The sequence below is a fragment of the Acinetobacter sp. FY731 genome, from assembly GCF_059515905.1.
The window spans coordinates 331,561-343,962 of the sequence record NZ_JCAKNB010000003.1; the positions used below are offsets into that span (position 1 = coordinate 331,561).

Here is a 12,402-nt window from a genome sequence, read left to right on the forward strand (position 1 = left end):
TAGCCAATGCATTAATAAGAACTTGCCTCAAACAGCAAGTGAACATCACTAATCACACCTTCTTTAAAACCACCTTCGCAGTAACACAGGTAAAAATCCCACATGCGAATAAAGTCTTCATCAAAACCGAGAGCTAAAACTTGTTCACGTTGTGCAAGGAATGCATCACGCCAATAATGCAATGTTTGTGCATAACTTTGACCAATATCTTCTAAATGTTTTAAACGTAATTTTTGTTCAGATGCTGCTTGAGTCATCATGCTAATGCATGGAATAAAACTACCTGGAAAAATATAACGCTTAATATAATCAATGGTTTTTAGCGCTTTTTCATAACGGGCATCTTCAATGGTAATAGCTTGAATAAGTGCAAGACCATTTGGTTTGAGCAGTTGACGACACTGTTTGAAATAGATTGATAAATACTGTTCTCCAACGGCTTCAATCATTTCAATTGAAACTAGTTTGTCGTATTTACCTTCTAACAAACGATAATCTTTAAGCTGAATTTCAACACGATGTGAAAGACCTGCTTCTTCTACACGTTTAACAGCTTCGTCGTATTGTGCTTGCGAAATTGTAATAGTCGTCACTTTGCAGCCATAATGCTGTGCCGCATAAATTGCAAAGCCGCCCCAACCACTACCAATTTCAACTAAATGATCGAGTGGTTTTAGTTGAAGTTTCTGACAAATAAGTTCTTTTTTATAATCTGAAGCCTGCTCTAAAGTCATCTCTGGATCTTTAAAAACAGCGCTTGAATACATCATGCTTGGATCTAAAAATAATTTGAAAAATTCATTACTTAAATCATAATGATCTGCGATATTTTTACGACTTCCCTCAATTGAGTTTTTACGACTGCTGTACCAAGCCTTCAAAAACAATTGGCTTGCTTTAGAAAATACATTTTGATTCATTCGATCAAGCACATCTCTATTGCGTGCCAAAATCTGAACCACTTCAACTAAGTTTTCGCTTGTCCAATATCCCGAAATAAAACCTTCTGTTGCACCTAACACACCATTACGAAACAACAATTCAATCAATTTTTTATCGTGAACATGAATAACAGCCTTTAAATCACTTTGTTCACCAACCTTGCCATTCCAAACCCCTTTAAATATGATTTGACCATGACGTAATTTAAGTAAATGACGTAAAACAACTGGTAGTGAATCTGATTCACTCATAACAAGTGTCTTCATAGTTTAATCTTTCCATTGTCTTTTTTAGGGTGCCGATAAAAAGGAATTTTCTTCTTCCATAAACGAAAGGCATTTGTATAAATTCCTATCACCATTTTGAATGGCTCCAGCACACTTGAAATAGCATAATGCGTCTGTTGTGAAGGAAGTGTGATGGGCTGTAATGAAAACTGCATGGTTGCGTCAAACTGTAAAACACCCGTTTGAAACAACTGCATATGAATGATGGTCTGCTCTTCAGAAAAGCTAAATTGCCAGCGGTAATCTAAATCCATCGGCATAAATGGTGAAACATGAAACTCTTTTTTAAATTCGAATTGATGACTTTGATATGAGGAATTCTGCACTGCATTTTCACGACAGTCATGAATATAAACTTTGCGTTCATTCCAAGGTGTATTGGTAATTTCACTTAATACAAAGCAAGGTGTTTTGGCATTATCAAAGACCACATAAAACACAACAGAATTAAAGCGAAAACCGAGTGTTCGAGGTAACGCTACAACTCGAATTTCCATATCTGGCTTAACAATAAAATCATTGTTTTTAAGTAAAATTCGTTGAACTTTCTGACGAATATTCCCCGATTCAATATTTAAAAAATCATGTTCATTTATGGTCAAAACATTCCATCGCTTTATTGACCATAACCATGATTTTTGACTAAATTCCTCAATTTTATCTGGGTCAAAGCATAGATATTTGAGCTGCGCAGAAAACTCATGTGACTTTGGCAAATAACGTCTATGCCGAATATGACTTTGTGCAATTGCCAGACTATATCTATGCATGTGATGCTACTACTTGTGTAGTTTTAAGAATGTCATCTACCACCCAAGAAGCACTACGTGCACCATCTTCATGAAAACCCCAACCCCAATATGCACCACAAAATGAACTTCGATTTTGCCCATTAATTTCCATCCAACGTGACTGAGCATCAATAGCTTTTGCATCAAATACAGGATGTCGATAATGTCTTTCTACAAAAATATATTTCGTATCTATATCGAAGTTTGGGTTTAGCGTTGAGAAGATTTGTGTTTTGCACTTTAAATTCTGCAACTTATTCATCCAATAACTAAAACCGTAATGGATATTCGAGTTTTGGAATGGCGTTTGCTCTGACGACTTACTTTGAGTCACATGAACATGCCAACTTGCCCACTGTCGCTTCGATTTCGGCATAATATTCGTATCACAATGCACAACCATGCGATTATTCTGATATTTGAAATGCCTAAGCACATCTTGTTCTAGTTCTGTCGCATCTTGCATTAAAGCAAGCGTGTCATCTGCATGACTGGCAAAAACAACCCAATCAAATTGTTCCGTTGCATCATCTGTTTGTATTAACACTTCATCTTTTAAACGTGTAACAGAAGTCACACCAACTTGTTTAAATTGAATATTTTTACATTGTGCTTGTATTGCACGAACATAGGTCGCAGAACCACCTTTCACAGTTTGCCATAATGGTCGATCTTTAAGTTGAAGCATTCTATGGTGCTGAAAAAAGCTCACAACAAATTTATATGGAATTTCTCCTGCTTGCTCTGGCGGGCAAGACCAAAGCGCACCACACATTGGATACAGATGTTCTTGACGAAATGCTTCGCTATAAGCATTTTTATTTAAATATTCTTCAATGCTTAAATCTGCATCGCAACTACTTAAATCAAGGTCTTTATTCGCTGCATAAAATTTAAATAAATCCGACAGCATATTGCGGAAATTGGCATTGAGAAAATTTTGTGGACGACACAATAAAGAAAACTTTTTTGAAGGATTATATTGCAAACCCGTCACTTGATTATTTACAGAAAATCCCATATTACTGCTTTGGGCTTCTACGCCAAGCTCCGCAATCATTTGGCTAAACAGCGGATAATTATGATCATTAAAAACAATAAATCCGCTATCTACGGAAACTTTTTCACCGTTAATATTGAGTTTATGCGTATCTGTATGCCCACCAAAATATGAGTTTTTTTCAAACACCGTGACTTTATGAGTTTTGCTTAATTTCAAAGCGGCATACAATCCAGAAATTCCTGAACCAATAATGGCAATTTTCATCATACTTCCCCAGATTCATTGTTTTTGATGCTTGTCGTGTCTTTGTTAAGTATTCTCTTTTGAGAAATCTTACTTACTTCGTAAATTCGTACAGGAATTGGTTTCATTCCCCAAACTAGACCAAACCAAGACATAATTTTTAAAATGTAATAAGTCACATCAATTTGCCACCAATAAAAACCTTGGCGTGTACTTCCAGCATAAAAATGATGATTGTTATGCCAACCTTCACCTAAAGTAATAATGGATAAAAATAAATTGTTTCTGCTCTGATCTTGAGTATCAAAATCACGGCGACCATAAAGATGTGCCAAAGAATTAATACATAAAGTTGCATGAATTAGCAAAACTGTAGATACAACAAAACCCCAAACCAGAAGTTGTAAGCCCGATGTTCCAAGATGAGGATGTGCAATAGCCAACCACTCACCCAATAGATAAATTGAGCCCGCAGTCAGTAACACCACAAGCATACTAAACCGATCTAGCCAAATAAGTTCTGGATATTTCAACCAATCTTTAATTACTTCTTTACGCGTGGCAAAGTTATAGTCATTTAAGAACCACCCCACATGGCTGTACCAAAAACCATATGTCGATGAGTGTGGATCCTGCTCTGTGTCTGTAAAACGATGATGATAGCGATGATGTGCTGCCCACCACAAAGGTCCACGCTGTGCGCTCATTGTTCCAATTAAGACAAATATAAATTGAATAACTCGAGAAGTTTGAAATGTTTTATGCGATAAATATCGGTGGAAAAATGCAGTAATTGAAAACATGCGAATGATGTAAAACGCTAGCATAAAACACAGCGCAAACCACGACACACCCACCCAAAACACAGCCAAACAAGCTAAATGCAGTAAAATAAATGGAATAATTCGAACCCATTGAATTTTTGCATTTCCAGCTGAAATGGTTTGTATAGATGTAGGCATCGACCAACTATCTATCCATCGCATCAGACTATTCAACATGAATCATTCCTAGTTCAAATTGTTGTGTTCATTTTCATAAGTTTAGTGATGAAAAGATGAATTTTATGTGAAGCGAAAGTCTGAAATAAAAAAACCGAACTAAAAAAACATGAGTTCGGCCTATAAAAGAGAAAATTATACAAATTAAGGTTGTTGTGGAGTTTTAATCAATTTCTCAACATCATAACCATATTGCTTTGCAGTATTTAAATAAGACTGATATGTCACATCATCAATTTGAGCATCACGCGACAAAATCCATAAATATTTATCGCTTGGTCCACCTACAAGTGCAACTTTATATTCAGGGTCTATACGAAGAACCCAGTAATGACCTTTCGTAAATGGCATCCATCTTAAGCCTTTAGGTAAAAAACTCACTTTCAGTTTGCTATTCCCTTCATTTTGAGAATAAGCCACACCTTCCGAGTTAATTTTTCCACCATCTTTAGTACTACAACTGTTTAATACAGTCATAGTTTTGTCAGGATTAACTGTATATTGTGCTTTGGTGTTTGCAACACATTTACGTTGAAAATACATAGGTAAATGGGCAATTTCATGCCATTGACCTGCATAACGCTGAATATCAACTTTGTTTACTGCTTGGGGCGCACTTGTTTCTGCTTGAGCAGCAGTTGATAGACTTAAGCTAATCCCTAATGCTGTACCCGCAATTACCTTTGATAGAATATTCATTTTAAAGCCTTCTTTAATTATGTATCTAAGATAACGTAGGTAGATGTGAACAAAACGTGAAGATTACATAATTTGATTCAGTAGTATTGGATTAGAAATACGCTAGGCTGACTTCTCGCTTAAAATCACCTTATGCATCATTTACAACTGTTATTCCATACGTCGCTGACTAAATAATAAAATCTGAATACTGTATTCAATGAATTGAACAACTTTAAAGTAAGCAATATCCACCTTCCATCATCAGTATCATCTCAGTTGGGTTAACAAGTGATAAATGATGAAGCAATAACGTCTATCAAAAAATATCTGAATGAGCTACTTTCGCACATTGAGCTGTTGAAACAAATGGCTATGCTGCTGCAAGGAAGTGGGATATTTTCCTTAACGATGTAATAACCAAACTCAACAACACTTAAAATCAAATATTTAAAACCGTTTATACTGTCTTGAGCAATAAGCCCGAATTACATCTGGCGAACGTAACTGCAAATGTTTAGTTTTACGTCCAGCAACCCTTTTACGCCATATTATAAAACTCGACGTTTTCAAGTTTTTCCGCATTAAGCTGATTACTGTCGTTTCATTTAAACCATATTCACGGTGGATGGCTTCAAAAGGGGTTCTATCTTCCCAAGCCATTTCTATAATTCTTGATAAGTCTTGTTCAGAAAATTGATTCACTTCATTCTCATCTTTAGTCACAAAAATAGTAAAAGCTGATTTTATGCGCCCCTTAAGCTGCAATAAATTTCATCAACTCACTTATAAAATTTGAATCGATTTAGATTCGCTGAAAGCATACAAATATCGGCATGAATTTTTTGTGATTATTTTTAATATTTACTTATTTTAAACGGCTTTGTTGCACAAAGATTTGAAAGGCAATACTCCACTAATTGAGCCAAACTCAAGTGACAACTTAGGTATAAGAACGACCTAATTCTGTAAATTTGTTCAATACGGCTATACGTGCATGGATCTCATTCACCTGACTCGGAAAGCTCCTTGCTGCTCATTTATCGCCTAATAATTTGATGCAATGCATCTTGATTTTCACTAAATTTCGACATTTAAGTTAATTTATTTGAAATTTTTACATATCACTTAACTTAAGTTTATCTTATATTTTTTGAGGTGGTGACAATTGAACTCACCCAAATTCTTTAATGAAATCTAGTTGTTAAAAAAATTTAAACTTTAGAATATTACCCAATATTACCCACACAATAGAGAAGACTATGGCATTAGCCATAGTCTTCTCTATTTATTTTTAATTCGCCGATAATTTACTAGCTTAGACTGCTCAGGATCAAAAAATACTGTTTTAATTACTTATCCCTTTACATGTTCCATAACTTCATTAATTAAATCAATTAAAAGTAACAGCCATTCTTTTGTCTAACCGGTTTTTCAAATCAGTGAATATTCGACACAATTAAAATCATACTAAAAATAACTATGCGAAATTTTAGTAACCTATTCCTGTAAAAATTATTCCGAATACCATACTACCCATTTAAGTAAAAGATATTGAAAATTAATCTGCTTTGAAATTAATTATTCCATTTGCTTTACATTTGTCTCAATAAAATCAATTTCATCTTGCGAAAGACCATATTTCACATAAAGCTGTTGATCAATTTCAGGAATAGACTGATTCCAATCAATATCAGAACTTTCAGTAAAATCTTGCAATGGAATATGAGCCCATTTTAAGGGAGGATTATCTTGTGTGATCTTTAAAATACTAAGCAGTGCTCTTAAAAACTTAGACTTTAAATATTTAATTAAATTAATAGCTTCGATTTCTGTATCAAATGCCCCAATAGAAATAAAGGTCGGAGTTGCCGATTCGGATGGTTTTCCAACCACAGGAGTACTTAGTGTCTCACCTATCACACCACTTCCATTTGCTTTAGGTACAAAAACTTTAAACTTTTCTAAATTATTTTCTAATGGATATCTAGCTGTCATATATTTTTTAAGAATCCAACGATAAGTCCTTTCCCCTTTATATAAACCTAGTATTTTCCAGTAACTTTGCGACTGAATAGGTTCCTTCTCTAAAAAAACGTAATCTAAAGAATCGAAAGTTGATGACTTTAATTCATATTCTTCATTTGCACCTAAAACCAATACTTCAGGATGTTTACGTTGTATTTGTAGAAGACGTCTTTTAGGTGAGTCTGGATAGTCCTTTAGAAACAACACATTAAATTTTAAATCCGAACGACCACCAAACATAATTGAGGGTAAGTTTTTTTCCGGACTAGCTTCAAATTTAGAAGCTAATTTCCTTAAATTTTCATTAGGAATAAAATGTTTTATCGCTCCAAATTCATAAGCTATATCCCTATAAAGAACAACTACACCGCCTTTAATATCAGTGCTAGGGAATACTTTGGCCGAATCTTGTTCGTAATATACAACTTTAAGATGCATATCAGAAAGCATTTTCTGATTCCACTCTTTTGCTGTTAAACCAGCATTAAATAAAAAACGAGCTGGTGAAATTAAACAATATTTTGAGCTTACTTTTGCAGCTAAATCATAAAAGTAATTATAAACAGCATCCTGTTTATTATTAACGGATGATAATGCTTGATATGGAGGATTTCCCACAACAACATCAAATTTCATTATTTTTTCTCTCCAAACAATTCATCACATTTAGCTGCAAAATCACCTTCCCCTTTTGCAAAAGGCGTCGTGTCTAAACAAACAATATGTGAATCACTGATATTTTTAGCCTGTTCATCAAAACCAAAGATAAAGTTACGGGCAATACGATAAATAATTTCTGTTGGGGCAAAACCATAAATTTGGTTTTCCAAGATATGCTTTAAACGTTGCTCTGAATTTGGAATTTCATTTTCCAACCCCACATATAACCGTTTTACAATTTCTGTTAAATATAAACCTGATTTCACATACAAATCAGCAAAGGTTTTATCAGAACTTTTAAATAAATCTGGAGATTCTGCCTGCAATTGATCCACCATCATTTTCACCACCTTTTTAGGCGTAAAAATTTGGTTGTTCTTTTGTGGTGGGATATAGTCAAAAATATCTTCATCTTGCGTTTCATCAAAATAATTTGCCAATTCACAACGTTTCTTCAAAAACTCTTGCACCGACTGATTAAACACCATAGCATCAAAGAACTGATATGTATCCCTTAAGGTTCTAAATTGCTCTAAGGTAATTCCTGTTACTTCTTTAAATACATTGTCTTTGATAGTACTATCAAAGTTTTCTAAGGTAGTGTCCTCCTCTCCATACGCCATTAAAAATGAAGGAATTGTTCGAGCAAATCCACGTAAACGAGCACGAACATCATCTTCAACATAGTTTTTCTTTTTCTCTTCCGCTTTTTCAAGAATTACCTGTGTTGTTTGTTGTGCTAATTCCTGTGTCTTGGTTGCAACAGTTTGTTGAATCTCCTGTTTAAATGTCTCTTCGATTTTTTGTTTCTTCTCTTCATATTTAGCTTTTGCAGCTTCAACTTGAGAAAAATTATTTTGAGATTGAGACACTACTTTTGTGTACTCAACTTCAGCTTCTTTCAGCTTAATCTCTGCATGTTTTTGTACAACTTCAACTTCACGAGCAATAGCATTGGCTGATTGTTGAACCACTGCTTCAGCAACTTTTGCAGATAATCCCTGTTCTTTGGCAAGTTCTTTGACAGCATCTTGTGCATTATCTTTAAAAGAATTTGCGACTGCACTAGCTAAATTCGGACTTGCTGTATTAGTAATATTTTCGACACTCGCTGTAACGTCAGCATAAACTTTTTCACCAAAATGTGCTTCCGTTTTTGCAACCACGATCTCATGTGAAACAACAACATCACCTTCTTCATCTACTTGAACATTTTGTGTATTAATAGGTTCATCAGTTTGACGTGGCATAACCTTGCCTGTATCTACAGGATTGAGTTGCTCTAAAATTTCTCGTACTTCATGTGAAGCAAAAATACCCGACACATTTTGGAATAAGAGATTAGACATAAAGCCACGTTTAACGACCTCTTGTGCTTTTAGAGTTTCAGGTATCGTTAAAACTTGCTCAACATCTAACTCAACCATTTTCCCTTCATGATCTTCTGCGATAACAGGGAAGAAGTTTAGTAAAATTTTGATGTTATTCTTACGATCATCACTTGTACCACCACCGTTCGTGGTTTGATTCGATAAATTATTTGCAAACTCATCGTAAATAATCAAAGTACGTTCAGGTGCAAAGTCAAATACATAAGCATTTTCTTTTTGTCTTACTTCTCCATCTACTGTATATGTCCATGGATTTTGTGCCCGAAATGCAGCTTGCATATATAAGCTAGGTGATTTCATATTGGATAACATAAGCACAGCTGTCCACTCCGGAACAGTTACGCCTGTGGTTAATTGCCCAACAGATAAGGTAATCGTTTTTTCTTTAGTCTTGATTGCTTCACGCACACGGTGAAGTGAATTTTGGTTGATGGTTTGGTCATCTTCATCACTAGTACGCCCATCACCAGCAGCCAATATAATTTCGTAGTTCTCAAAGACTGGATGTTGCTTAAGTAACTTTTGTAAAGCTTTAGCACTTGCAACTCGATTTAACAACCAAAAGGTATGTTTTAATTCATCTCTTAATGCTTTAGTTGAAAATGGATACTTTTCATTGCGGGTAAGTGAATCTAACCATTTATTCACATCAGCTTCATGAACAAATTTACCTTTTTCATCCGTTTCAAAGAACTCTTTAAGATCAAATGCAAAATCTATATTCTGACCATCGATATCAGCGCCTTTATTGACTGTATCGCTAATCATTTGACTCATTTGGTATGAGAACAAATTTAAACGAGGTAATTTTTCGTAAGGGTTATTTTCTTCAGGATCATCCCATAGAGCCTTAGCTTGCTGCTCGTCACTATATGTCCAGTTATAGATTTCCTCCTCGATAAATTTACCCGAGGCAACCGCTTTAAATGGTGTGCCTGAAAGATGCAATGTAAAATTACGATTGATGTTGTCAAATGCGATATCCGTTTTAAATGTATCAACACCTTCATGTGATTCATCAATAACCAATATATTCCACTCGTAATCTTTTACCCATGATAATTTATCGTAACACCCACCAAATGAGATCGCCCCTTTTAAATCTTGCAAAGAAATAAAAGCAATAATACGTTTCTTGCCACTAGCTGTTTGGGCAAGAAATTCTTCACGAGTCAATACAGGTCTATCTTTCAAAGAATCACTTGTTGAGACAAAAGCAAAATCAGTTTGCCATTCAATAAAAGCTTCAAAATCATCAAACCATGAATTGGCAATTGTAGGACGATTCGTAACGATTAATACTTTATGAGCATCGAATTGACGCACAAAATCATACGTAGTTAGCGTCTTGCCAAAACGAGGCTTCGCATTCCAAAGAAATTTTCCTTGTGGATTATTTTTAGCATAAGCAAGGGTGTGCTCAACGGCTGCCTGCTGCTCTGCTCGCAATTTATACGTTAATTTTTGATGACTTTGATCATATTTTCTACTTTTAAAGCCTTTAAGATCTTCAAGTGCTTTTCCTGGTGAACCATTATAAAAAAACCATTCAGTAGACTCACGCTGTTCAATCTTTTTAAATGTACGCAGATAAGCATGAAATTGCTTATCTTTAAACCATTCATCTGAAATATTAAATTTTGCAGCTTCACTCCATAAAACTTCGTAATCTAGACTAGCTGTTTGAGTTTGTTGTTTAATACGGTCATCTACATTTTGTTTTTCCGTATAACCAATTTTTATCCACCCGTCATTTTTAGCGTAGTTAGGGGTGATATAAGCATAAATTTGCGGATAAACTGTTTTAGTTGTTTTAATTTCCACTGATAGATTTGATTTCATTTTAACCCCTTATCAAAAAATTCCATCTTTTGTTTATCCCAATTCATAATCTTTACACGCTTACCTGAATGCTTAATCCATTCTTCTTGTTCTCCTCCAAGAGGGAGATTCAATTGCTTAATTAGCTCAAATTTCTCTGATAAAGGAACAATATATTTTAGACCATCCATTTGAAATATATTATAACTGATTATTTCTGCGACATTTTTTAATAACCCTAAAGTCGGTTCATACCCCCATTTAGAAAAATAGTAATCTTTATAAGTATAAAGTAAATTTTCACGTGCTAATAACAGTGAGTCTCCATTCCACTCAAACCCATAACTCGATTTATAAGCTTCTTCAACAAGTCTCTGCCATTCTGCTTTATCATCTATTTCCCTATTAATTCGTTGCAATTTACGATCAACAAAACCTACACGCTCATGAAGTGAAATTTCTCTCCCTGTTTCCATGTCATAACGTGTAGCTATATAAGGGGCTTCACCGCAAGCGATTTCTAACCATTTGCGCTTCACATACGTTTCAATATCATCGTTTAAGTAATTTTGCTCAACCACATCATTTTGCTTTTTAACAACCCATAAAGGCGTAAAAACTTCTGCTTTTGACTTAGTACGCAACTTCTGAAGCTCACGTGTTTTTAAAGCACGTGGTTTAATAATACCTCCCTTTTCACCCGTAATGAGTTCTGGTTTAATTTGGGCAGAAGGAACATAATTTTGACCATAGCTATTGTAATTTTCATTCGCCCAAATAATATTTTTCTTCGATCTAAGCGTTGATAATGTTCGATCAATTAAGAGTATATCGAGAATTTCAGGGAGCTGGCGGCTCATTTCATTTTCTGAAATATCAGCCATGAACTTGTAATTATGATTGGAATTATCTGGACTTAATTTTTGCATAGAAATCAATCAAACGGGGGCAACTTAAAATATTGAATTGCATCACATTTTTTAATAATATGAAAAGCAATCTAAACGAATTGTATCAGCAAATAAGGGATAAATTATTGAGCTACTCTTCTATCCCTGTGCTTTTCGACATACTACCATAACGCGAATGATCCGCTATCTTAAAATCATGGTCAGCTGTTTTAAACTAATGGCGGCCTCAAATCAAACCAAAACTCTGAGAACTGTTCAATTTCTTGCTAATCATCCTGAAATCTTACTATCAGATCTCCTTGTCGAGGCTGACCAAATGCTATGCTAAAAATCAAACTTTGTTTACTAAAAAACAAAAAAAATAAGGGAGCGAAAGCTCCCCCTTATCCTTCCCTATTCTTTAACTTATCTTCAATCCACTGATGGATTTCCCAAGCTGACCAACCAATGCGGTTTTGTGTGATTTTAACTTTCTTCGGAAAAGTCGGATCATAATACGGGGAATTTTCATCCATCATCTCGTAGATTGTAGAACGTGCTACGCCTACAATTTCTACAACCTGCTTAATATTGATGAGTTGATTCATTTGAAATGTTTGACCGATAAGCGCATTCATGAGCTTTTCTCCTAATCATTGATGCGAGC

10 protein-coding genes and 1 pseudogene are annotated in these 12,402 nt (G+C 34.8%); all 11 read right to left on the reverse strand.

Annotated features, from left to right (window positions below):
• Window positions 1-11: 11 nt before the first annotated feature.
• The 11 genes and pseudogenes from AC5YC8_RS05765 to AC5YC8_RS05815 all read right to left on the reverse strand — a co-directional run bounded on the left by AC5YC8_RS05765 (window position 12) and on the right by AC5YC8_RS05815 (window position 12,373).
• Window positions 12-1,208 carry a class I SAM-dependent methyltransferase gene (locus tag AC5YC8_RS05765; protein ID WP_496163854.1) on the reverse strand — a complete coding sequence of 399 codons (1,197 nt, stop codon included), beginning with the start codon at window positions 1,206-1,208 and terminating at the stop codon, window positions 12-14.
• A complete protein-coding gene (locus AC5YC8_RS05770) occupies window positions 1,205-1,999 on the reverse strand; it encodes a DUF1365 domain-containing protein (RefSeq protein ID WP_496120168.1) in 795 nt (264 codons plus the stop codon). Before AC5YC8_RS05770 ends, AC5YC8_RS05765 begins: the two co-directional genes overlap by 4 nt.
• Window positions 1,992-3,287: an NAD(P)/FAD-dependent oxidoreductase gene (locus AC5YC8_RS05775; protein WP_496163916.1), complete on the reverse strand. Its 1,296-nt coding sequence runs from the start codon at window positions 3,285-3,287 to the stop codon at window positions 1,992-1,994. The genes AC5YC8_RS05770 and AC5YC8_RS05775 overlap by 8 nt, the downstream gene beginning before the upstream one ends.
• The gene (locus AC5YC8_RS05780; protein ID WP_496163855.1) at window positions 3,287-4,267 is read right to left on the reverse strand and encodes an acyl-CoA desaturase; all 981 of its coding nucleotides are present in this window, start codon (window positions 4,265-4,267) and stop codon (window positions 3,287-3,289) included. The genes AC5YC8_RS05775 and AC5YC8_RS05780 overlap by 1 nt, the downstream gene beginning before the upstream one ends.
• A gap of 144 nt (window positions 4,268-4,411) precedes the next feature.
• Complete coding sequence (locus tag AC5YC8_RS05785; protein ID WP_496163856.1) at window positions 4,412-4,966, reverse strand: lipocalin family protein; 555 nt, start codon at window positions 4,964-4,966, stop codon at window positions 4,412-4,414.
• 429 nt (window positions 4,967-5,395) lie between these two features.
• Window positions 5,396-5,650 carry a TIGR03643 family protein gene (locus AC5YC8_RS05790; protein WP_496163857.1) on the reverse strand — a complete coding sequence of 85 codons (255 nt, stop codon included), beginning with the start codon at window positions 5,648-5,650 and terminating at the stop codon, window positions 5,396-5,398.
• A 238-nt stretch (window positions 5,651-5,888) separates the two neighbouring features.
• A pseudogene (locus AC5YC8_RS05795) lies at window positions 5,889-6,035 on the reverse strand (IS5/IS1182 family transposase); the annotation flags it as partial.
• 491 nt (window positions 6,036-6,526) lie between these two features.
• A complete protein-coding gene (locus AC5YC8_RS05800) occupies window positions 6,527-7,609 on the reverse strand; it encodes an Eco57I restriction-modification methylase domain-containing protein (RefSeq protein ID WP_496163858.1) in 1,083 nt (360 codons plus the stop codon).
• Window positions 7,609-10,866: a DEAD/DEAH box helicase family protein gene (locus AC5YC8_RS05805; RefSeq protein WP_496163859.1), complete on the reverse strand. Its 3,258-nt coding sequence runs from the start codon at window positions 10,864-10,866 to the stop codon at window positions 7,609-7,611. The genes AC5YC8_RS05800 and AC5YC8_RS05805 overlap by 1 nt, the downstream gene beginning before the upstream one ends.
• Entirely contained in the window at window positions 10,863-11,729 is an 867-nt protein-coding gene (locus AC5YC8_RS05810) for a restriction endonuclease (protein ID WP_496163860.1), read from the reverse strand. Before AC5YC8_RS05810 ends, AC5YC8_RS05805 begins: the two co-directional genes overlap by 4 nt.
• A gap of 410 nt (window positions 11,730-12,139) precedes the next feature.
• Window positions 12,140-12,373, reverse strand: coding sequence for a helix-turn-helix transcriptional regulator (locus AC5YC8_RS05815; RefSeq protein WP_496163861.1), 234 nt, complete (start codon window positions 12,371-12,373; stop codon window positions 12,140-12,142).
• Window positions 12,374-12,402: the final 29 nt, after the last annotated feature.